This is a genomic window from Pseudactinotalea sp. Z1739 (assembly GCF_049725055.1).
GTDB lineage: Bacteria > Actinomycetota > Actinomycetes > Actinomycetales > Beutenbergiaceae > CALKWS01.
Window position 1 is genome coordinate 1 of sequence record NZ_JBMPQA010000012.1, and the last position, 21,138, is coordinate 21,138.

Sequence of the window (21,138 nt, forward strand, 5' to 3'; positions counted from 1 at the left end):
TGTCAAGGGACAGTGGGAACTGCCCAGGGGCGGTCGTGATGCCTGCCCGTTGACGGTCACGAGATCTGCCCGGTGATGGCCATGGGATCTGCCCAGGGTTGGCCATCACCGGCCCCGGGTGTCAGGTCAACGGGCTCACCCCCGCTCCTGATAGTGCCTGGGCCAGACGGATGGACTCGCCACTGGTCTGGCAGACGTGAGCGTGGTGCAGGAGCCTGTCGACCGTCGCGGTCGCGATGGTCTTGGGCATCAGCTCGTCAAACCCAGCCGGGTGCAGGTTCGAACTGATCGCCACCGAGCGTTTCTCATAGGCAGCATCGACCAGGCGGTAGAGGCCCTCGGCGGCTTCCTCGGCAACCGGCAGGAGTCCGATGTCGTCGACCACGACCAGATCCGCTCGCAGCACCCGGGCGATGGCCTTGGTGATGGTGTCATCGGCGCGGTGACGTCGTAGCAGGGCGCCCAGGTCCTCCAGGGTGAACCAGGAGACCCGCAGGCCCTGCTCGATGGCCTGCTGGCCGAGGGCTTCGAGGAAGAACGACTTGCCGGTGCCCGAGGGCCCGTAGATGACGAGGTTCTCCTTGCGCCCGACCCACTCCAAGGTTCGCAGCGCCTGCTGGGTGGGTGCGGGGATGGAGGAGGCTGCGGTGTCCCAGGCTTCGAAGGTCTTGCCGGTGGGGAACCCTGCCGCGGTGCGCCGGGTGGCAAGGGCGGCGCGGTCGCGGCCGGCGGCCTCCTCGCGCAGCAGTGCCCGTAGTACCTCGGCGGGTTCCCAGCGTTGGGCCGTGGCGGTGGCCAGTAACTGTGGGGCGTGGCCGCGGATATGGGGCAGGCGCAGCCGCCGCAGCATCGCCTCCAGGTCATCGGGCAACTGTGGGGCCGGTGGCACTCCCAGCGACGGGACGCCGGTGCGGCTCGTCGTGGCGCTCATCGGAGCACCACCTCTTCCTCGCCGATGGCCTCGTCGCCGGCGGCAGCGTCGTCGGTGGCGGCAACTTGCCCGCCCAGTGCCGCCCAGGCAGCGGTGCCCTGGGTCAGGGACCGTTCCTCGCTGGCGCGATGATGCTGGCTGCTGGTGCCGGTGGCGCGGTGGTTCAGGATGGAGGGCAGGTCGGCCTCGGCGAACCGGCCGTGGACGGCGGCGTGGCCCAGTGCCCAGTCGACCTGACCGGCCTCGAAGAGTTTGGCCAGTGCTACCGCCTCGGCCATCTTGACGCGCATCTTCGTGGTGCCCGCAGCGGCGGCCTCGGTCAGCCACAACCTGGCCCCGGGTCCCAGCGCCAAGAACTCCCTCTCGGCAGCGTTTCGGGGGCGTGGTTGGCGCTCCAGCGCGCCTTGCGGTGCGGGTGGGAAGTGCTCGTCGTTGATCTTCGGCGACCCTGGCGCGGCGCGCAGGTGACGGGCGACTTCCCGCGGTCCGGACTCCTGCAGGTGGACGATGACGACCTGCTGGTCGGCGCCGGTGCCGTAGGAGCGCACCCATACCATCTGTCCCAGCAACTGGTGCGGGACGGAGTACTGCCCGCCGTCGTAGGTCACCATCGGGGTGGTGGCCGGGACCTTCCTCGTAGTGCCGAACGCCACCGTGTGAGGAACTGGCGGTAGCGCGTGCAGCCGGGTGCGTTCCTCGGCCAGCATCTGGTCCGGGGCGCGGCGGGTGGTGCGATGAACGCGGGCGTTGACCTGCTCACCAAACCGCTCGCATGCCGCCTCCAGCTCGGCGAATGAGCCATACTCGCCCAAGAGGTTCGCCTCGGTGGGCACCAGGTCGGCCTTGGCGATCTTCACCGCGTTCTCCGTGCCGCCCTTGCTCGCGGGGTCTGCCGGCTGGCAAGTCAGCACGGTGACGCCGTAGTGACGAGACCAGGCCACCATCTGCGGATTCCGTACCGCCATACCGGCCACGTGCTCCACGGTGACGGTCTTCTCGTTGTCGGTCAGCACGTAGGTGGGGGCGCCGCCCAGTCGGCGGAAGACCGTGTCCAGCGCGGCGAACACGCTGGGGAAGGTCTTGTCCAGCAGCGGGACCACCACCCGGAACCGTGACCAAGCCAACCACGCGCACAACAACACCGTCTTCGCGCCGTCGATCACCGGCCCATCGCCGAAGTCGTACTGTAACCACAGCCCCGGCTCGGTGACCCAGGGCCGGTGCACCCGGGCGTTACCCAACTTGTAGGACCGGCGCACCGCCGCCACGGCGCGTCGGGTAGTGCGCTCCGAGCCCTCATAGCCCATCGCAATGAGCTTGTCGTGGGCGACGTCAGCGCGGACCTTGCCGCGGCTATGCTCCATCCACTCCTCGACCTTGGGCAGGAACGCATCGATCAACTGCGCCCGGGCCACCGGCCGGTCACTCAACGCCCCGGCATCGCGGGCCCGCACGTACCGGGCCACCGTGTGGTGAGAAACCCCGGCCAGCACTCCGGCGTCTCGATAGGACTGTGTCAGGTCGAACGCTTCTAGAATTTCCATGATCTCCTCGGCAGACTTCATGTAACCCTCCTGGGGGCGATAGGCGCTTCAGCACCGCTATCGCACCCCAGGAGGGGCCCCAACCGCCGCAAGCAGCGCGGGGCGCAATGTCGTGTCGGGCAGATCCCATGACCGTCAGCGGGCAGTTCTCACGTCCGCCACCGGGCAACTATCTGGCCGTCTCCGGGCAGTCTGCCGTGGCCGCTGACAGCAGGGCGCGTCCATTCACCTCCCGCGTCGGACTCCGCTGCCGCCAGACCAGCGGCTCCCGATGCCTGAACCACGACCAGGCCTCCGGTGTGCCGCCCGGCCCCCGGTGCGCCGCCCGGCCTCCGGTGCGCCGGCCCCCGGTTGGTCTGCTGTCCCGGCAGCCCTTGCTGTGCCATGTCATATGCCGCAGCGGTTAGGCTGTCCGGACACCGAAATGCATACCGAGAGGACCGTCGTGACCGACACCCGCATCTGGCTCGAGGACGTCGAAGGTAGCGAGGCCCTGGACTGGGTTCGCGCCCGCAACGCGGAGAAGGCCGCGGATCTGGCCGCCACCCCGGAGTTCGCCCGCGCCAAGGATCGCATCACCGCGATCCTGGACTCCGACGACAAGATCCCTGAGGTCTCCAAGATCGGTGAGTACTACTACAACTTCTGGAAGGACGCCCAGCACGAGCGCGGCATCTGGCGGCGCACCACGCTGGAGTCCTACCGCACCGAGAACCCGGACTGGGAGACGGTTCTGGATGTGGACGCCCTGAACGAGGCAGAGGGAGAGAACTGGGTCTGGCACGGCGTCGGCGTGCTACCCGGTGCCGACCAGGAGTATCGCCTGGCGATGATCCACCTGTCCCGCGGCGGCGCCGACGCCGACGTGTCCCGGGAGTTCGACCTGCACACCCGCCAGTTCATCGAGAACGGCTTCTTCCGTCCCGAGTCCAAGGGCGGCACCTCCTGGATCGATGAGGACACCCTGTTCGTCCACACCGACACCGGGGAGGGCACCATGACCTCCTCCGGCTACCCGCGGATCACCCGCCGTTGGCGCCGCGGCACCCCGATGGAGCAGGCCGAGATCATCTTCGAGGGCGAGCACGACGACATGTCGGTCGCCGCGATGCACGACTCCACTCCGGGCTTCGAGCGCGACTTCGTGGTGCGGGCGCTGGCGTTCTACAACGCCGAACTCCACCTGCTGGACGGAACCGAACTGCGCCGGATCGAGGTACCCAACTCAGCCGAGATCATGGTGCACCGCGAGTGGCTGGCGATCGAACTGCGGAAGGACTGGACCCCGGCCGGGACCACCTACTCCGGCGGCTCCCTGCTGGTAACCGACTTCGATGACTTCATGGCCGGCTCGCGTGAGTTCCAGGTGCTCTACTCCCCCACTCCGTCCACCTCGTTGATCGGTGCCACCTGGACCCGACACCACCTGATACTGAACATCCTGGATGACGTCAAGCACCGGCTCGAGGTGCACACCCCGGGACCGAATGGCACCTTCACCTCCGAACCCTTCACCGGTGCCGAGGACGACGCTGTCGGCACGGTCCGCGTCGGCGCGGTCGATCCCAAACGCAGCGACGACCTGTGGCTGGTCACCACCGACTTTCTCACCCCGACCACGCTCTGGCTCGCCCGGGCGGACGGAGAGCCGGAGAAGCTCAAGTCGATGCCGGCGTTCTTCGACGCCGCCGGCCTGGTGGCCGAGCAGCACTTCACCACCTCCGACGACGGAACCCGGGTGCCGTACTTCCTGGTGCGCCGGGAGGATCTCACCTTCGACGGCACCGCGCCGACGCTGATGTACGGCTACGGCGGTTACGAGATCCCGATGCTGCCGAACTACAACGCCGCATTGGGCACCGCGTGGTTGGCGGAGGGCGGGGTGTATGTCTTGACCAACATCCGCGGTGGCGGGGAGTACGGCCCGGCTTGGCACCAGGCCGCGATGCGGGAGAACCGGCACCTGGCCTACCAGGACATGGCGGCCATCGCCCGCGACCTGGTCGAGCGCGGCGTCACCTCGCACAACCGGATCGGCGTGCAGGGCGGATCCAACGGTGGTCTGCTCACCGGGAACATGCTGGTGCACTACCCGGAACTCTTCGGCGCGATCGTCATCCAGGTGCCGCTGCTGGACATGGAGCGCTACCACCTGCTGCTGGCCGGCGCGTCCTGGATCGCGGAGTTCGGTGACCCGGAGGTCCCCGAGGACTGGGAGTTCCTGCGCACCTTCTCCCCGTACCACCTGTTCGAGCCCGACGCGCAGTACCCTCCGGTGCTGTTCACCACCTCCACCCGCGATGACCGGGTGCACCCCGGGCACGCCCGCAAGATGGCGGACCTGATGATCGAGGCGGGCAAGGACGTGACCTACTACGAGAACATCGAAGGCGGTCACGGCGGAGCGGCCACGAACGCCCAGGCCGCCCACATGCAGGCACTGGTCTACCGCTTCCTGGCCGAGCGCCTCGGCCTGAACTGAGCCCGGCCGCTGCCCGGGCGCCTGCGAGCGGGTCGAGGACGGTCACGGGCCCGGGCGAGCCGGGTGGCTCAGCGCCGCCCGGCGTCGGCGGCCGGCCCGCTCGGCGGACCGCTAGGCGCCGTTGACCTCGTCGCGCCAGGCGATCCAGCGCTCGAAGCCGGTCATGTCGTAGTCCGGGCCGGAGGTGCCCAGGGTGAACAGGCGCACGCCCTGGGCGCGCAGCGCTTCCCCTGACTCAGCCGGTTCGGGCAGCGTGTTCCCGTCCCGGCCGCGGGGGCCGGCGCCCGCAGAGACCTCGATCTCACCCATGTCCCGGCCCACGGCGTCGCAGTGCGCCCGCAGCACCGAGAGCTTGTGGTCCAGTTCCGCACCCGTGGCGAAGGAGTGCCAGATGTCGGCGTGCTCGGCCACCATGCGCAGCGTCTTCTTCTCCCCGGCGCCACCGATCAGCAGCGGCATCGACCCGGCAGGGGCGGGATTGAGCACGTCCAGCCGGTGCCGGATCCGGGGTAGCGCCTCGCCCAGTGCATCCAAGCGGGTGCCGGGGGTGCCGAACTCGTACCCGTAGGCCTCGTAGTCCTTCGCGAACCAACCGGCACCCAGACCCAGGATCAACCGACCACCGCTGATGTGGTCGACCGTGCGGGCCATGTCCGCAAGCAGGTCCGGGTTCCGGTAGGAGTTGCACGCGACCAGGGCACCCAGCTGGATGCTGGAGGTCTGCTCCGCCCACGCACCGAGCATGGTCCAGCACTCGAAGTGCTTGCCATCGGGGTCACCGTTGAGGGGGAAGAAGTGGTCCCAGTTGAACGCAACGTCGACTCCGATGTCCTCGGCGCGGCGTACCGCGTCGCGGATCGCGGCGTAGTCGGCGTGCTGGGGCTGGATCTGCACGGCGATGCGCACCGGACGCTGCTGTGCCGTCGTCGGGCTCTGTGCGGGCGTCGGGTTCTGGGCGGTGCCAGGGCTCTGTTCGGTCATGAAAAGCATTGTGGCAGTCAGGCCGATCGGTCTATTCTGCATCCATGCGGTCAGAAGCCAGGGCGAACGGCCGACAACGGTCCTTCATCGAGCAGGCACGTCGGGCCCAGATCGTCCGGGCCGCGATCGAAACCGTGGCCGAGACCGGGTACTCCGGGGCCTCGCTGTCCCGGATCGCGCGGCGCGCCGGCATCAGCAAGAGCGTGATCTCCTATCACTTCGCCGGCAAGGACGACCTGCTCACCCAGGTGGTGACCGACTTCTTCGCTGACACCGAGGCTCACATGCGCTCCGAGCTCGCGGAGGCGAGGACTGCCACCGACCTGATCCGCACCTGGGTCAGCGCTCAGGTCGACTACTTCGCCCGGCATCGCGCTCAGTTCCTGGCCATGACCGAGATCGTGATGAACCATCGCGACGCCGCGGGCGTGCGGCCGTTCCTGGAGGTGATCTCCGGGGAGGTCGAGGCGATCAGCCGCATCCTCACCGACGGTCGGCGGGCCGGGGAGTTCCGCGACTTCGACGTCACCGACGTCGCCGTCATCATCATCCGCGCCACCGAGGGTGTGCTCGGGGCCTGGATGGCCGACGAGCACACCGACCTCGATGCCCAGACCGCAGCCCTGATCGACTTCATCGACCACGCCATCCGGAACCAGCCACCGCCGAACCCACCACCTCACCACGCCACCCAGGGGGCCTGACATCACCGGTACACCGGACCCGAACGAGCCGGACGCCAACACCAACGCCGCCGCCAGTACTCCTGGCACCACCGGCGACGACCCCGACGAACGCCCGGTACCGCGCCAGTTGCGCCCACCGCAGCACCGGCTTGAACGCTCGGTCACCACGTTGTGGATCCTGCAGGCGCTGGTCTTCCCCGGCCTGCTGCTGGCCGGTTCGATCGTGGCTTACGTGCTGTGGGAAGCGGCCCGGCCGTGGCTGATCGCCGCGATCATCATCTCCGCACTGGGGACGTTGGTGAGCGTCGCCGTGGAGCCCTGGTGGCGCTTCGCGGTGCACCGCTGGGAGGTCACCGACGAAGCCGTCTACGCACGCAGCGGGTGGGTCGTGAAGGAGTGGCGGGTCGCGCCGATCTCCCGCATCCAGACCGTGGACTCCGTCCGTGGACCCTTCGAGCAGCTGCTGGGGCTGGCCACGCTGCGTGTCACCACCGCCTCATCCTCGGGGGCCATCGAGATCAACGGCCTGGACGCCGACGTGGCAGCCGACGTCGCCGAGCGCCTGACCCTGATCACCGAGCGCACCCCGGGGGATGCCACATGAGCGGCGAGGAGATCCGCGTGGACGACACGACCCGGGCCGACATCTCCGGCGACGTGGCCGCCAGCACCGAGCCACTGGTGCAGACCGACGCACCCTGGCAGCGTCTGCACTCCCGGATGATCTGGGTGGACGCGTTGCAAACGGTCATCTCCCTGGCGCCGGGCATCGTGGCGATCACGGTGTTCGACGTCGAGGCCGACATGAGCAGCATGTGGCCGTTCGTGGCGATCGCGGTCTTCGGCGTCCTCGGGGCCATCAGCGACGCGCTGCGCTGGGTCTTCACCCGCTACCGGGTCAGCGAGGACTACGTCGAACGGCGCACCGGTGTGCTGGTGCGCCAGTACCGTTCGGTACGCCGAGACCGGATCCGATCGGTCGACGTCGAGGCCCGGCTGCGACACCGGCTGTCCGGGCTGCGCATCGTGCGGATCGGCGCCGGGCAGCAGAGCGCCGCCGGGGAGGCCGCCTTCGACCTGGACGCCGTGCTGGCAGCAGACGCCGAGCAACTGCAGCGCATCCTGCTGCGGGACCGCCGTCGACCCTCGAGCGGCACCGTCGCGGCGGGGCGGACCCCGCAGTCACCAGACGACGGCGACCACCAGGTGGCCGAGATCGACATCCAGGTGGAGGCCGAGTCCACAGACGCCGGCAGCCAGGGCAGCGACGATCCCATGCCAGAGCGGGCACCGCAGATCCTCAGCCGGCTGCAGCCGCGATGGGTGCTCTACAACCTGTTCAACATCTGGGCCCTGGTGCTGGCCGCCGGAGTGCTATGGGGCGGTTTCTGGCTCGCGGCGACGTTCAACCTCGACGTACTCAGTTACGGCCGGAACCTGGTGGCATGGGACGGTCTGGATTGGGCCGGCCGGACCGCGATCGCGGTGGGCGTGGTGGCGATGGTCGGTGTGCTGGGCATGGCGATCACGTTCTTCACCTCGCACTGGAGGTTCGAACTCTCCCGGGTGTTCGGTGCCGAGACCACCATGCTGCGCACCCGCCAGGGCCTGTTCCACACCAAGGAGGTGAACCGGGACGAGGGCCGGATCCGGGGCGTGGCGATCGCCGAACCGTTGCTGTGGCGCTGGCTCGGTGTCACCGACACCACCGTGATCACCACCGGGTTGGACGCATGGTCCTCCTCGGATCCGACCACGATTCTGCCGCGGGGTCCGCGCGCGGTGGCCTGCCGGGTCAGCGGCGAGGTGCTGCAGACCGACGTCAATCCGATCACCACCCCGTTGCAGTCGCACCCGGGTGCGGCGTTGCGGCGCCGGTTGTGGTGGGCGCTGGCGACCGCGGCGATCGTGACCGGTGTGCTGTGGTGGCTGGCGCGGACCGACGTCATCGGATTCGGATGGATCTGGACAGGAGCGGTGCAGCTGCCCTTCGCCGTCGGCGCGGCGCTGGTCGCCTACCGCGCCCTCGGACACACGATCGCGGGCGCGTATGTGGTGATGCGTTCGGGGCTGCTCAGCCGGTACACCACCGCGCTGCAGCGCGATGCGGTGAGCACCGTCGCCGTGAGCGAGTCGTTGTTGCAGCGACGACTCGGGCTGCGCACCGTATCCGCGATGACCGCTGCGGGCGATGGTGCCTACGACGCGCCGGACGTGCCGGCGGACTCGGCTGCGGAGTTGGCGAACCTCGCCTCCGACGGTCTGCTCGAACCGTTCCTGGTGCCCCCGGGCCGGCCCGCGGACTGACGGGTCAGGGCCAGCGCAGCCCGCTGGTCCAGGCTCCGTCCGCAGCGGTGTAGCGCAGCCGGATCTGGCCGCGGTCAGTGGTGGCCTGCCAGAACTCCACCCACTCCGGCCGAATCGCGTAGGCGGCCCAGTGCGGGGCCACCAGGTCCGGGTCGGCCTCGACCTCGGCCAGTGATTGCGCATAGGCGTCCCAGTACTCCTGCCGCGAACCCAGCGGCTGGCTCTGCGCACCGGTGAGGCATGCGGCCCGCGAACCGGGTGGCCGCGCCAGGAAGTCCGCGGCACCGGCCTCGGCGGACAGTCGCCCCACCCCACCCTGTACCCGCACCTGACGGCCCATGGCGGGCCAGAAGAAGGTCAGTGCAGCATAGGGGTTGGCCGCCATGTCCTGACCCTTGGGGCTGGTGGACTGGGTGGCGAAGACCCAACCACGCTCGTGCAGGTCCCTGAGGATCAGGGTGCGCCCACTCACCCGGCCGCGATCACCGGCAGTGGACAGCACCGCAGCGTGCGGCATCGGCACCCCGGCCCCCGTGGCCTCGCGCAGCCATGCGGTGAACAGGGTGATCGGGTCGGTTGGGGCGCTGCCGGGGTCGAATTCCGGCAGCGGGCCGGCAAACGTCGGCAGCGCCCGCAACCATTGGCGCATCAGAGACGTTGCAGCAGTTGCTCAGTGTTCTTGGCGGCCTGCACCGCCGCCACGATCGCCTCCAGCGAGACCCGGATCAGGATCAGGTAGAGCAGCGCCAGCAGCCCACCCAGGATCATCGTGGCGAATCCGGCGCCGACGCTGGCCGAGAAACTCGCGATGACCGCGAACAGGTATCCGATCCCGAAGGCGACCAGGAGCAGGATGAACAGCACCTTCACCACGGATTCGGCGATGTAGCGCTTGAAGGTGAAGTCGAAGAGATTGGCGAAGAAGTTCCCGCTCTGCTGCTGCTCATAGCCCTGGACCCACCCAGGGGCGCCCGGGCCTCCAGGTGCGCCGGGACCTGCAGGTCCTCCCGGGCCGGCGCCGTATCCGGCGGCCGGGGGCTGGTAGCTCTGCCCCGGAGGCGGTCCCTGGTAGCCACCACCCTGGGGCTGCTGTGCCCCCGGCTGCGGCGGGACTGACTGGTGACCGCCGGGCGGGGGCGGCGGCATGTTCGGGTTCTGCGGCTGGCTGGCGTTGCCGTAGTTGTCAGTCACAAGGACTCCTAGTTTCTTGGTGGTCGGCGGCGCGTGCCGAACTCGCAGGTCGCACACGCCTTGTCGTTCCGAAGCGTAGTAGAGCGACCGGCCGCCTGACTGCGGATCGCGACGGGCAGGGGTGCCCATCGACCGGTCCGCGACCCACGGCGAGGATGCCCGCCAAGGTGGAGTCGCCGAAGCAGGACAGGCACCCCGGGGCCGGGATGGCACCGGAAGGACGCCGCCGGTCGCCTCAGCGCAGTGGTCGCCACAGCACCAACGCGCGCCGGGAGTCCTCACCGGCGCGTTGGCGGGCACGCTGTCCCAGCGGAAGGGCGACGACGTCCCCGGTGGCGCTCGCGGTGAACACCCGGCGATGACCGGTGCTGACCCCGAGCAGGCGCTGGACCTCGGCGACCAGGCGCTCGTTCCGCTCGGTCAGTTCCAGAATGCGTTTGATCCCGGCCAGGTTGACGCCCTCGTCCTGGGAGAGTCGCTGGACCTCCCGGAGCATGTCGACGTCACGTTCGGAGTAGCGCCGCCCCCGCCCTGGGGTGCGGCGGGGGACCACGATCCCCAGGCGGTCATACTGGCGCAGCGTCTGCGGGTGCATGCCCGCCAGTTCCGCGGCTGCGGAGATCGCCAGCCGTGGGGTGGTGTAGTGAGCGCCTGGCATGTCATGCCCTTGCCGCATCCGCCAGGCCGGCGCGCGGGTCGGTGTCATCGCTTGCGGCGACGAACGTGTCCAACGCCGACTTGGCCTGCTTGGACAGGTTCCTCGGGACGGCGACCTGCACCGTGACGATCAGGTCACCGGTGCTCTTCGCCGTCTTCACGCCCTTGCCCTTGACCCGCAACCGGGCCCCGGACTGGGTGCCGGCCGGGACCTTCAGCCGCACGGTGTCCCCGGACAGGGTCGGCACCGAGATCGTGGCGCCCTCCACCGCCTCCGGGAAGGTGATCGGCACGGTGATGGTCAGGTTGTTCCCGCTGATCCCGAACACCGGGTGCGGGTCGACGTGCACGGTGACCACGAGGTCACCGGGTGCGCCGCCGCCGATGCCGGGCTGGCCCTTTCCGGCCAGGCGGATCTTCTGCCCGTCCCGCACCCCGGCGGGGATGCGCACGTTCATCGAACGTCCGCGCTCCATGGTCAGGGTGACCGTGGAGCCCTCCACCGCGGTCCGGAAGGGCAGGTGCGCGGAGGTGGTGATGTCGCCACCTTTCTGGCCACCGAACCCGAAACCGGATCGCCCGCCGCCGGGCTGCGGCCCCGCACCACCACCGAACAGTCCCCCGAGCAGGTCGTCCAGGTCCGGACCACCGGCACCGCCGGCGCCCCCGGGTCCACCGCTGGAGTAGCGCACCCGTGGCCCACCGGCCCCGCCACCGGCGAACATGCCGTTGAACAGGTCCTCGAAACCGCTGGCCCCGGCGCCGCCGGGGCCGGAGGCGAACCGCGGTCCGCCTCCGGCCATGGCGCGGAGCGCGTCGTACTGCTTGCGTTGCTCAGTATCGGAGAGCACCGCGTAGGCCTCGCCGATCTCCTTGAACTTTTGCTCCGCGGCAGCGTCACCCGGGTTCTGGTCGGGGTGCCACTTGCGGGCCAGTTTGCGGTAGGCCTTCTTCACCGCAGCCGCGTCGGCGTCCTTGGACACCCCGAGCGTGCGGTAGAAATCCTTCTCCAGCCAGTCCTGTCCGCTCATGGCACCTCACCTCCCTGGTTCATTGTCGCGCGCAATCTCATGCGCCGTTTGGTCTCGTGCGAGCGGTCGAGTTCACTGCGGCCCGGACACCGCCACCCGGGCCGGTCGGACCACCCGATCGCCCACGCGATACCCGGGCTGCAACACGGTCGCGATCGTATTCTCGGTCGCTTCCTCGCTGTGCTCGTGCATCAGGGCCTCGTGCACCTCCGGGTCGAACGGCTCACCGACGGCGCCGAAGCGTTCCACGCCGTACTTCCCGGCGAGACTGGACTCCAGCTTCTCGGCGATCGCACCGAACGGGCCGGACAGTTCCTCGTGCTCACGTGCCGCGGCGATGTCGTCCAGCACCGGGATCAAGGTCTCGACCACGTCTGCCACGCCCAAACTCTGCGCGGCCTCCACCTCCGCGCGGGAACGGCGCACGTAGTTGTTGAACCGCTGGTCCAGGTTGTACAGGTCCGCCTTGGCGCGTTGCAGTTGGTCGAACAGATCCGCCGCCTCCGCCTTGGCTTCGGCCACCGGGTCGGGCTCGGCTGGGGACTCGACGTCGGACGCCTCCGGGGCGCCCCCGGCCGGGGCGCCGTCGGGGGAGACGGCGCCCGGCTCGGCGGCTTCCGGCATCTCCTCGCGGCGCTGACCGGTCTCGGGGTCGATGCGCCGCTTATCGCGAATCACCGGCTTACCCTCGAACTCGGACTCGCTCACTTGGATTCCTCGTCCTCGTCCACGATCTCGGCGTCGACGATGTCCTCATCCTCGGCTGCGCCCGGACCCTGGCCCTCCGTGGGGCCCGTGTCGCCACCGGCCTCACCGGCCGCACCCGACTCCGACTGCTGCTGGGCGTAGAGGGCCTCACCGATCTTCTGGCTGGCGGTGGACAGTTCGGTCTGGGCGGTCTTGATCGCCTCGATGTCCTCGCCCTCCAGGGCCTTCTTCAGTTCGTCGACCTTGCCCTTGACCTCGCTGGAAACGTCCTCGGGGAGTTCCTCGGCGTTGTCGGTGAGCAGCCGCTCGGTGGAGTAGGCCAGTTGCTCGGCACTGTTGCGGGTGTCGGCCTCCTCACGGCGCTTGGCGTCCTCGGCCGCGTGGGCCTCGGCCTCCTTGACCATCCGGTCGATCTCCTCCTCCGGCAGCGCCGAGCCACCGGTGATGGTCATCGACTGCTCGGTGCCGGTACCCCGGTCCTTGGCCGAGACGTGCACGATGCCGTTGGCGTCGATGTCGAAGGTGACCTCGATCTGCGGCATACCCCGGGGAGCCGGGGCGATTCCGGTGAGTTCGAAGGTGCCCAGCGGCTTGTTGTCGCTGGTGAACTCACGCTCACCCTGGAACACTTGGATCGCCACCGAGGGCTGGTTGTCCTCGGCGGTGGAGAACACCTCGCTGCGCTTGGTCGGGATCGCGGTGTTGCGCTCGATCAACTTGGTCATCACCCCGCCCTTGGTCTCGATGCCCAGGGACAGTGGGGTGACGTCGATCAGCAGCACGTCGGTGCGGTCCCCCTTGATGACGCCGGCCTGCAGGGCGGCGCCCACAGCCACGACCTCATCGGGGTTCACGCCCTTGTTGGGCTCGCGGCCACCGGTGAGTTGCTTGACCACCTCGGTCACGGCCGGCATCCGGGTGGAACCACCCACGAGCACCACGTGGTCGATCTCGGAGAGGTCGATCCCGGCATCCTTGATGACGTTGTGGAAGGGGGTCTTGGTCCGGTCGAGCAGGTCGGAGGTCATGTCCTCGAACTGCGCGCGGGTCAGGCGCTCGTCCAGGTGGATCGGGCCGTTCTCGCTCATCGACAGGTACTGCAGCGAGATGTTCGTCGAGGTGGCGCTGGACAGTTCCTTCTTGGCCTGTTCGGCGGCCTCACGCAGACGCTGCAGGGCGATCTTGTCCTTGGACAGGTCCACCCCGGAGGAACTCTTGACCTGGTTCACCAACCAGTCGACGATCCGCTGGTCCCAGTCGTCACCGCCGAGTCGGTTGTCGCCGTTGGTGGCGCGCACCTGGATGGTGGAGAAGTCGTCCTCGTCCTTGCCGACTTCCAGCAGGGAGACGTCGAAGGTTCCGCCACCGAGGTCGAAGACGAGGATGAGCTCGTCCTCCTTGCCCTTCTCCAGCCCGTAGGCCAGGGCGGCGGCGGTGGGCTCGTTGACGATCCGCAGCACGTTCAGGCCTGCGACCTGTCCGGCGTCCTTGGTGGCCTGCCGCTCGGCGTCGTTGAAGTAGGCGGGCACGGTGATGACCGCGTCGGTGACCGGCTCACCCAGGTAGGACTCGGCGTCCTTCTTCAACTTGCCCAGCACCCGCGCGGAGATCTCCTGCGCGGTGTAGGTCTTGTCGTCGATGTCGATCGACCAGTCGGTGCCCATGCTGCGCTTGACCGAGGTGACCGTGCGGTCGACGTTGGTGACGGCTTGGCGCTTGGCGATCTCGCCGACCAGCACCTCACCGGTCTTGGAGAACGCGACCACCGAGGGGGTGGTCCGGGCGCCCTCTGCGTTGGCGATGACGGTGGGTTCGCCACCCTCGAGAACCGACACCACCGAGTTCGTGGTGCCCAGGTCGATACCGACCGCTCGTGCCATGGTGATTGCTCCTTCCCGGCCTGTGGGCCGGCGATTGATTCGGGGACGTTCGTGGCGCTGGTGAGCCTCGGAAGGTTCACGGTTGAGTCGTGCGCACTCAAGATTCACCTGCCCGGATTCCGTTGTCAAACCCAGATCGAAGAACTTGAGTCTATTAGGCTCAACTATGCGCGAGGGTGGTCTATTCCCAGGTTTCGCGGTACCGAGCCACCATGGCCCTAGCCTTGCCCTGTGCAGCCACTACACACTCACCGATACGGCCGCAGCGGGGCCAGGCCCGTGGTGCTCCTGCATGGAGTCACCGACGCCGGCACCGCGTGGCCGGACCTGGTCTTACACTGGCGGGAGCGGTGGGACATCCACGCTCCGGACCTACGCGGCCACGGCCGCTCCCCTCGGTTTGCCGAGGATCAGCTCGACGCCGCCCCGGACGTCATGCTCGACGACGTGCTGGCGGTGCTCGAGCACATCGGTGAACCGGTGGCACTCATCGGGCACTCGCTCGGGGGGTTCCTCGCACTGCGCGCCGCGCTGGCGCGGCCCCGGAACATCGCCGCCCTCGTCCTGGAGGACCCGGCCAAGCCGAGCGGCTCACGTCCCGATCCGCAGTTCGTGGCAGCGAACGAGGCGCTGCTGGACAGCATGGTCGATCCGGGGACCCAGATCGAACGGATGCTGCGCGAGACCCCCTGGACGCGGGCCGAGGTGGAAGCCTGGGCCGCCTGCAAGCCGCTCGTGGATCGCCGGTACATCGCTCGTGGGCTGTTCCTGGGTGACGCGCTGTGGGAGGAGCGTTTCGAGGCGCTGACCGTCCCCACCTTGCTCATCCTCCCGCCGGAGGCGCCGATGGCTCCGCGTCCGGTGCGCAACGACTCGGTCCGCACGGTCGTGATCCCCGAGTCCGGTCACTGTGTCCGACGGGACCAGCCCGACCGTTACCACGAGGCCGTCGACGCGTTCCTCGCCGACCACCTGGGCGCGTGATCGTCGGGTACCGCGGGGCGACCGCGCGTCGGTGCACCCGACGCCCGACCGTGGGTTCACGCAAGGCGGCGCAGTGCCTCCTCGGCGAAGTCGACCAGCGACACCTGGTCGATCAACAGGGCCCGTGCCGACCCCACGCTGCCGGGCTGAACGTCGTAGGCGCGGCAGAAGTCGGCCAGGATGGCCTCGAACGCCTCGTCGTCGTAGTCCCAGTCCTCGAAGGTGACCCACTCGCGCCTGCCGTCGCGGTTGACCGGCGCGCCCTGGCGAAGCACCGGCGAGGTGCCGGCCCGGGCCTCGGCCAGATGAAGACTGGTGCAGTTGGTGGTGCCCAGCAGCAGCGTCCGGCCACCCAGTTCGTAGACCCGCGCCAGCGGTGAGTTCTCGCCGAGTGACCAGGCCAGCTGATGCCCCGCGGTCACCTTCTCGGCCTGCGCGCCCCACGCGGCGAAGGAGACGTGCGGGTGGCTGCTCCGGTGCACCCCGGGCCAGGTTCGTAGCGTCTCGGCGATGAGGCCCATGTGCTCACTGGGCGTGCGGCGCGGGTCGAATGCCGGCATCTCGCCGCGGATCACCGGCCACCAATGCTCCGGGACCGCGGGTGCGGCCCAGCCTGCGGGGTCGGTCAGACCGGAGGTGTGCGTGGGCGCCACCAGCGTGCCGGCATCGGTGAGCACGTCCTGCAGCGCCTGCAGCACGGCGACCGCGCCACCGGCCACCCAGCCGATCGAGCGCAGACTGCTGTGTACCAGCACGACATCACCGGGACGAAGTCCCAGGCCGCGCAGATCCGCGGCCAGGTCTGTTCTGGTCACCGGCCGACCATTCGGGTCGATCAGGTTCCTGACGTCGTTCACCGGCCTCATCCTGCCGGATCGGGCAGTGGGCGCCCAGGGAAATCGACGTGGTGGGCGGGCCGAGATCGCTCGCGTCGGCGCACCGTCGGCAGATTTCGTTGTCGTCCAGAACAAATCCGCTAGGATCACTCTCGTGCCCTGCTTCCGACGGTGAAGAGCGACCCCATGACTGACCCCCGAACCCTGCCTGACTTCGACAGCAGCCGCGCCCGCCACGCCCTGGTGGTCCGCGGCGGTTGGGACGGCCACCAGCCCATCGAGGCCACCGAGGAATTCCTCCCGTTCCTGCGCGAGCACGGCTTCGAGGTGCAGGTCCACGAGTCGCCCGAGCCTTATGCCGACGCCGACCTGATGGCCGGCATCGACCTGATCGTGCAGTGCAACACGATGAACACCATCACCGATGAGCAGTTCACCGGCCTGCGCACCGCGATCGAGGCCGGCACCGGGTTCGGGGGCTGGCACGGCGGCATCGCCGACTCCTACCGGAACAACTCCGACTACCTGCACCTGGTGGGCGGGCAGTTCGCCACCCACCCGGGCAAGGCCCCGGAGGAACGCCGCGGCCACATGGACGACAACTACGTCCCGCACACCATCGAGATCACCGGCGCCGGGCGAAACCACCCCATCACCGCCGGCATCTCCGACTTCGACCTGGTCACCGAGCAGTACTGGGTCCTGGCCGATGACTACAACGACGTGCTGGCCACCACCACCCAGAAGGTGCGCCCCTGGGACCCCTGGCACCGGGAGGTCACCTCACCCGCGGTGTGGACCAGACTGTGGGGCGCCGGGCGCATCTTCGTGTGCACACCCGGTCACCGCGTGGACATCCTGCGGGACGACAACGTGGGCACCATCGTGCGCAGAGGGCTGTTGTGGGCCAGCCGCTGAACGTCGGGATCATCGGCTGCGGCAACATCTCCCGCCAGTACCTGGACAACCTGCGCCGGCTGGGCAACCTGAACCTGACCGCCGTCAGCGACGTCCACGAGCCCGCCGCCCGCGCGGTGGCCGAGGCCGAAGGAGTGCCCGCGCTGCAGGTGACCGACCTGCTGCAGGCCGACACCGTCGATGTGGTGCTGAACCTGACCACACCGACCGCACACGCCCCGCTCGCGCTGGCCGCCTTCGAGGCCGGTAAGCACGTCTACCTGGAGAAGCCGTTCGCCACCACACCCACCGAAGCCGAGGAACTCCTGAGCGCCACCACCGAGACCGGCCTGCGCCTCGGCAGCGCTCCGGACACCGTGCTGGGCACCGGCGTCCAGACCGCCCGGGCTCTGGTCGATGAAGGCAGGATCGGGGTACCGGTCGGGGCCACCGCGTTCATGCTGGCCCCCGGCCACGAGTTCTGGCATCCCAACCCCGCCTACTACTACGCCGCGGGCGGTGGCCCGCTGCTGGACATGGGCGTGTACTACCTGACCGCCCTGGTCACCATGCTCGGCCCGGTGCGCGCCGTCTCGGCGATGGCCGGCCGCGCCCGGACCGAGCGGGTCGTTCCCGACGACGCTCCGCGCGCCGGTGAGGTACTTCCGGTGAACGTGGACACCTTCACCTCGGCGCTGTTGCAGCACGCCGGTGGCGCCATCTCCACCCTGGTGGTCAGTTTCGACGTGGTCGCCACCGAGGTGCCCCGGATCGAGGTCTACGGAGCCGAGGGCACCATCGCGGTGCCCGACCCGAACCACTTCGACGGCGACGTACGGCTGGGCCGGTTCCGCTCGGAGTTCACCCCGGTGGCCCCACTGGCCGGTTACCGGGGCGCCGGGCGCGGTTACGGCCTCTCCGACATGGCCCGGGCGATCGAGGACGGCGGGCCGCACCGGCAGAGCGCCGAACTCGGCTTCCACGTCCACGAGGTGATGGACCGGATCGCCGAAGCAGCCCAGCAGCAGGCGGTGCTGACCGTGCACAGCACCTGCGAGCGCCCGGCACCGGTCCCGCTCAGCGATGACCCAGCCCTGAACTGAAGACCCCGACGAAAGGAAACCGGCGATGACCGCGACGGTGCGGGTGGCAATGATCGGACACGCCTTCATGGGTGCCGCCCACTCCCAGGCCTGGCGGGCAGTGCACCGCTTCTTCGATCTCGACGTGCATCCGCAGATGGCGGTGCTGGTGGGCCGGGACCCGGCGCGGGCCGCGGAGGCGGCCGCCACCCTGGGATGGCAGGAGTCGGCCACCGACTGGCGCGAGGTGGTGCGCCGTGACGATGTGGACCTGGTGGACATCTGCACCCCCGGCGACACCCACGCCGAGATCGCCCTGGCTGCCCTCGAGGCGGGCAAACACGTGCTGTGCGAGAAACCGCTGGCCAACACCCTGGCCGAGGCCACCCGGATGACCACCGCCGCCCGCTCGGCGGCAGGCAACGGGGTGCGCTCGATGGTCGGGTTCACCTACCGGCGGGTGCCCGCAGTGGCGCTGATGCGCAGGATGGTCGCCGACGGCGCGATCGGCACCATCCGCCACATCCGCGGACAATACCTGCAGGACTGGATCGTGGACCCCGACTTCCCGCTCGTGTGGCGTCTGCAACAGGAGCGGGCCGGCTCCGGTGCGCTCGGTGACATCGGCGCGCACATCCTGGACCTGGCCCAGTTCGTCTCCGGCCAGCGCATCACCGGGGTTGCCGCGCAGACCGAGACCTTCGTTCGTCGTCGGCCGCTCGCGCACGGGGGCGGCGCCCTGGGCGCCGCGACGGCGCAGGCGGACGCACCGATGGGAGAGGTGACCGTCGACGACGCCGCGGTGCTGCTGGCCCGCACCGACGGCGGGGCACTCGGCACCTTCGAGGCCACCCGGTTCGCCACCGGGCGCAAGAACCGGATCATGCTGGAGCTCAACGGCTCGGACGGCACCCTGGCGTTCAACTTCGAGAACATGAACGCCCTGGAGTACTACGACGCCTCCCAAGGGGATCTGGCCGGGTTCACCACGATTCCGGTGACCGAACCGACCCACCCCTATGTGGGGGCCTGGTGGCCGCCCGGGCACGGGCTGGGCTATGAGCACGCGTTCATCCACCAGGCCCGGGACTTCCTGGAGGCGATCGCCACCGGAACCGACCCCCAACCCTCCTTCGCCGAGGGCGCCGGGGTGCAGCACCTGCTGGAGGCGGTGCTGGCCAGCGCCGCGGACCACGCCCGCTGGACCGAGGTCGGCACGTGAGGCGCAGGGCCTTGTTCACAAATCGGTAACGGTCCCCTACCGCCGCAACAGCGGTCGCGATGGTGACACAGAGCAGTCATCACACACCGACCACAAGCAAGGGGATGACCGATGAGACACGCGGGAGTGATCGCCGCCGCCACCGTGATCGCGGTGCTGGGCCTCGCGGGGTGCGGCAGCACCGGTTCGGACTCGGGGGGCGCACCGGACTCGGTGGAGATGACCCGTGAGTACGCCGAGCCCGCGATGGACGCCGACGCCGGCTACGACGACGCCGGGGGCTACGCCGACGCCGCCGAGGACGGGCACGTCCCCGGCCAGCCCTCCGGTGACATCTCCGTCCGGGAGGTCATCACCACCGCCGAGGTGAGCATCGTGGTGTCCGACCCCGCCGCGAGCGCCAACGAGGTGGTACGCCTGGCCGAGACCGCCGGCGGCCGGGTGGACCAGCGTTCGCTTCACGCGGCGGACAACGACGGTGACGACGACTACCCGGCCAGCGGGTGGTTGACGGTGCGCATTCCCGCCGCCGATCTGGATGACTTCCTCGACGACCTGGACGAGGTGGGCGAGATCCGCCAGGTCAGCCAGAGTTCCGACGACGTCACCCAGGTCGCCCAGGACCTCGACGCCCGGATCGAGGCCCTGGAGACATCGACCGACCGGTTGCTGGACATCATGGCCGAGGCCGAGGACAGCGCGGACCTGATCGCGGCCGAGGAGGCCCTGAGCCGGCGGCAGGGCGAACTGGAGTCGCTGCGCTCACAGCGGGCGTACCTGTCCGACCAGGTCGCCATGTCCACCGTGCACGTGGACCTCACCGCAGAGCGGGCGCCGGTGATCGAGTCCGACGGTTTCACCGGTGGTCTTCAGACCGGATGGCACGCCATGATCTCCTTCGTCTCGGCGCTGCTGGTCCTCGCCGGCGTGCTGGCGCCGTGGCTGGCCATCGTCGGGGTACCGCTGCTGGTCATCGTCTTGGTGGTGCGCCGCCGGCGCCGGTCCCGGGCGGCCGGGACGACGACGGGGCTCACCCCGGGGGCCGAGGCCTCGGTTGAGGCTCCGGCCGCCCCGGACCGGGCGTCGGAGGCCTCCGGGGACTAGCCGGTACTGCGCCGGGGGGGTGGGGTTCGCTGTCAGCGAATCGCGGAATTGAGTCGACCACGCTCAAGTTGACTCAGATAGCACGTCTTCGTACGTGAACCATCAGTCTTCTGGAGGAACAACGATGAGCACCCTTTCCCTGTGGTCCCGGCGCAACCCCGCCACCGAGTTCGACGCCCTGGTGCGCAACGCCTTCGGCGCCCACGCCTTGGCGACAACCGGGTACACCCCGGCCGCCGAGGTAGTGCGCGATGGCGAGGACGCCCTGGTGCGGCTGGAACTGCCCGGCGTGAAGGTCGACTCCGACGTGACCGTGGAGGTGACCGACGGACGCCTCGTGATCCGCGGTGAGCGCCACGGGACGAAGGAATCGGCCGAGAACGCCACCGTGCGCGAGATCCGCTACGGCTCTTTCGAGCGCACCTTCCGGCTGCCGAGTTCTGTCGGTGCCGACCAGATCAGCGCCGACTACGACGCCGGGATCCTCACCGTACGGGTGGCCGGTGCCTACGCCGGCTCCACGCCGCGGCAGATCTCCATCAACACGGTCGCGCCGGTGCAGGTTGAGGGCGAGCAGGCAGAGTAGGTCTGCCTCACCTGCGCCGCGGGGCTCTT

Annotated in this window: 20 protein-coding genes; 10 read left to right on the forward strand and 10 right to left on the reverse strand. The window is 69.3% G+C overall.

Annotation, left to right across the window (positions count from 1 at the left end; translation table 11 throughout):
- Positions 1-121: 121 nt before the first annotated feature.
- Positions 122-931, reverse strand: a complete 810-nt coding sequence (istB, locus tag ACO0LV_RS14725; RefSeq protein WP_424786662.1) for an IS21-like element helper ATPase IstB — start codon at positions 929-931, stop codon at positions 122-124.
- A complete protein-coding gene (gene istA, locus ACO0LV_RS14730) occupies positions 928-2,496 on the reverse strand; it encodes an IS21 family transposase (RefSeq protein ID WP_424786661.1) in 1,569 nt (522 codons plus the stop codon). The genes istB and istA overlap by 4 nt, the downstream gene beginning before the upstream one ends.
- A 403-nt stretch (positions 2,497-2,899) precedes the next feature.
- Here istA and ACO0LV_RS14735 point away from each other — a divergent pair, with 403 nt between their 5' ends.
- Positions 2,900-4,957, forward strand: a complete 2,058-nt coding sequence (locus ACO0LV_RS14735) for a prolyl oligopeptidase family serine peptidase (RefSeq protein ID WP_424788673.1) — start codon at positions 2,900-2,902, stop codon at positions 4,955-4,957.
- Positions 4,958-5,068: 111 nt separating this feature from the next.
- On the opposite strand, the gene ACO0LV_RS14740 is transcribed toward ACO0LV_RS14735, so the two are convergent.
- Entirely contained in the window at positions 5,069-5,938 is an 870-nt protein-coding gene (locus ACO0LV_RS14740; RefSeq protein ID WP_424788674.1) for an LLM class F420-dependent oxidoreductase, read from the reverse strand.
- Between the two features lie 44 nt (positions 5,939-5,982).
- Here ACO0LV_RS14740 and ACO0LV_RS14745 point away from each other — a divergent pair, with 44 nt between their 5' ends.
- The 3 genes from ACO0LV_RS14745 (at position 5,983) to ACO0LV_RS14755 (ending at position 8,931) form a co-directional block, all read left to right on the forward strand.
- Complete coding sequence (locus tag ACO0LV_RS14745) at positions 5,983-6,642, forward strand: TetR/AcrR family transcriptional regulator (protein WP_424788675.1); 660 nt, start codon at positions 5,983-5,985, stop codon at positions 6,640-6,642.
- Positions 6,643-6,751: 109 nt separating this feature from the next.
- Positions 6,752-7,228, forward strand: coding sequence for a PH domain-containing protein (locus ACO0LV_RS14750; RefSeq protein ID WP_424788676.1), 477 nt, complete (start codon positions 6,752-6,754; stop codon positions 7,226-7,228).
- A 17-nt stretch (positions 7,229-7,245) separates the two neighbouring features.
- A complete protein-coding gene (locus tag ACO0LV_RS14755) occupies positions 7,246-8,931 on the forward strand; it encodes a PH domain-containing protein (protein WP_424788677.1) in 1,686 nt (561 codons plus the stop codon).
- A 4-nt stretch (positions 8,932-8,935) separates the two neighbouring features.
- Here ACO0LV_RS14755 and ACO0LV_RS14760 read toward each other — a convergent pair whose 3' ends face one another.
- The 6 genes from ACO0LV_RS14760 to dnaK all read right to left on the reverse strand — a co-directional run bounded on the left by ACO0LV_RS14760 (position 8,936) and on the right by dnaK (position 14,398).
- On the reverse strand, positions 8,936-9,580 hold the full coding sequence (locus ACO0LV_RS14760; protein WP_424788678.1) for a pyridoxine/pyridoxamine 5'-phosphate oxidase: 645 nt from the start codon (positions 9,578-9,580) through the stop codon (positions 8,936-8,938).
- Positions 9,580-10,122, reverse strand: a complete 543-nt coding sequence (locus ACO0LV_RS14765) for a DUF4282 domain-containing protein (RefSeq protein ID WP_424788679.1) — start codon at positions 10,120-10,122, stop codon at positions 9,580-9,582. Before ACO0LV_RS14765 ends, ACO0LV_RS14760 begins: the two co-directional genes overlap by 1 nt.
- A 235-nt stretch (positions 10,123-10,357) precedes the next feature.
- Complete coding sequence (locus ACO0LV_RS14770; RefSeq protein ID WP_424788680.1) at positions 10,358-10,780, reverse strand: heat shock protein transcriptional repressor HspR; 423 nt, start codon at positions 10,778-10,780, stop codon at positions 10,358-10,360.
- 1 nt (position 10,781) lies between these two features.
- Positions 10,782-11,810: a DnaJ C-terminal domain-containing protein gene (locus ACO0LV_RS14775; protein WP_424788681.1), complete on the reverse strand. Its 1,029-nt coding sequence runs from the start codon at positions 11,808-11,810 to the stop codon at positions 10,782-10,784.
- Between the two features lie 72 nt (positions 11,811-11,882).
- Positions 11,883-12,518: a nucleotide exchange factor GrpE gene (locus ACO0LV_RS14780; RefSeq protein ID WP_424788682.1), complete on the reverse strand. Its 636-nt coding sequence runs from the start codon at positions 12,516-12,518 to the stop codon at positions 11,883-11,885.
- On the reverse strand, positions 12,515-14,398 hold the full coding sequence (dnaK, locus tag ACO0LV_RS14785; protein WP_424788683.1) for a molecular chaperone DnaK: 1,884 nt from the start codon (positions 14,396-14,398) through the stop codon (positions 12,515-12,517). The genes ACO0LV_RS14780 and dnaK overlap by 4 nt, the downstream gene beginning before the upstream one ends.
- 231 nt (positions 14,399-14,629) lie before the next feature.
- Here dnaK and ACO0LV_RS14790 point away from each other — a divergent pair, with 231 nt between their 5' ends.
- A complete protein-coding gene (locus tag ACO0LV_RS14790; protein ID WP_424788684.1) occupies positions 14,630-15,382 on the forward strand; it encodes an alpha/beta fold hydrolase in 753 nt (250 codons plus the stop codon).
- A gap of 56 nt (positions 15,383-15,438) precedes the next feature.
- On the opposite strand, the gene ACO0LV_RS14795 is transcribed toward ACO0LV_RS14790, so the two are convergent.
- A complete protein-coding gene (locus ACO0LV_RS14795) occupies positions 15,439-16,239 on the reverse strand; it encodes an aminoglycoside N(3)-acetyltransferase (RefSeq protein WP_424788685.1) in 801 nt (266 codons plus the stop codon).
- Between the two features lie 165 nt (positions 16,240-16,404).
- Here ACO0LV_RS14795 and ACO0LV_RS14800 point away from each other — a divergent pair, with 165 nt between their 5' ends.
- The 5 genes from ACO0LV_RS14800 (at position 16,405) to ACO0LV_RS14820 (ending at position 21,109) form a co-directional block, all read left to right on the forward strand.
- Entirely contained in the window at positions 16,405-17,136 is a 732-nt protein-coding gene (locus ACO0LV_RS14800; RefSeq protein ID WP_424788686.1) for a ThuA domain-containing protein, read from the forward strand.
- Positions 17,121-18,218, forward strand: coding sequence for a Gfo/Idh/MocA family protein (locus ACO0LV_RS14805; protein ID WP_424788687.1), 1,098 nt, complete (start codon positions 17,121-17,123; stop codon positions 18,216-18,218). The genes ACO0LV_RS14800 and ACO0LV_RS14805 overlap by 16 nt, the downstream gene beginning before the upstream one ends.
- Before the next feature lie 25 nt (positions 18,219-18,243).
- Entirely contained in the window at positions 18,244-19,419 is a 1,176-nt protein-coding gene (locus ACO0LV_RS14810) for a Gfo/Idh/MocA family protein (RefSeq protein WP_424788688.1), read from the forward strand.
- A gap of 111 nt (positions 19,420-19,530) precedes the next feature.
- Complete coding sequence (locus tag ACO0LV_RS14815) at positions 19,531-20,523, forward strand: DUF4349 domain-containing protein (RefSeq protein ID WP_424788689.1); 993 nt, start codon at positions 19,531-19,533, stop codon at positions 20,521-20,523.
- A gap of 124 nt (positions 20,524-20,647) precedes the next feature.
- Positions 20,648-21,109, forward strand: a complete 462-nt coding sequence (locus ACO0LV_RS14820) for an Hsp20/alpha crystallin family protein (protein ID WP_424788690.1) — start codon at positions 20,648-20,650, stop codon at positions 21,107-21,109.
- Positions 21,110-21,138: the final 29 nt, after the last annotated feature.

Coding starts and splice junctions, on each gene's coding strand:
- istB (WP_424786662.1), bottom strand. CDS start 931: ATGAGCGCCACGACGAGCCGCACCGGCGTCCCGTCGCTGGGAGTGCCA.
- istA (WP_424786661.1), bottom strand. CDS start 2,496: ATGAAGTCTGCCGAGGAGATCATGGAAATTCTAGAAGCGTTCGACCTG.
- ACO0LV_RS14735 (WP_424788673.1), top strand. CDS start 2,900: ATGCATACCGAGAGGACCGTCGTGACCGACACCCGCATCTGGCTCGAG.
- ACO0LV_RS14740 (WP_424788674.1), bottom strand. CDS start 5,938: ATGACCGAACAGAGCCCTGGCACCGCCCAGAACCCGACGCCCGCACAG.
- ACO0LV_RS14745 (WP_424788675.1), top strand. CDS start 5,983: ATGCGGTCAGAAGCCAGGGCGAACGGCCGACAACGGTCCTTCATCGAG.
- ACO0LV_RS14760 (WP_424788678.1), bottom strand. CDS start 9,580: ATGCGCCAATGGTTGCGGGCGCTGCCGACGTTTGCCGGCCCGCTGCCG.
- ACO0LV_RS14770 (WP_424788680.1), bottom strand. CDS start 10,780: ATGCCAGGCGCTCACTACACCACCCCACGGCTGGCGATCTCCGCAGCC.
- ACO0LV_RS14775 (WP_424788681.1), bottom strand. CDS start 11,810: ATGAGCGGACAGGACTGGCTGGAGAAGGATTTCTACCGCACGCTCGGG.
- dnaK (WP_424788683.1), bottom strand. CDS start 14,398: ATGGCACGAGCGGTCGGTATCGACCTGGGCACCACGAACTCGGTGGTG.
- ACO0LV_RS14800 (WP_424788686.1), top strand. CDS start 16,405: ATGACTGACCCCCGAACCCTGCCTGACTTCGACAGCAGCCGCGCCCGC.
- ACO0LV_RS14810 (WP_424788688.1), top strand. CDS start 18,244: ATGACCGCGACGGTGCGGGTGGCAATGATCGGACACGCCTTCATGGGT.
- ACO0LV_RS14815 (WP_424788689.1), top strand. CDS start 19,531: ATGAGACACGCGGGAGTGATCGCCGCCGCCACCGTGATCGCGGTGCTG.
- ACO0LV_RS14820 (WP_424788690.1), top strand. CDS start 20,648: ATGAGCACCCTTTCCCTGTGGTCCCGGCGCAACCCCGCCACCGAGTTC.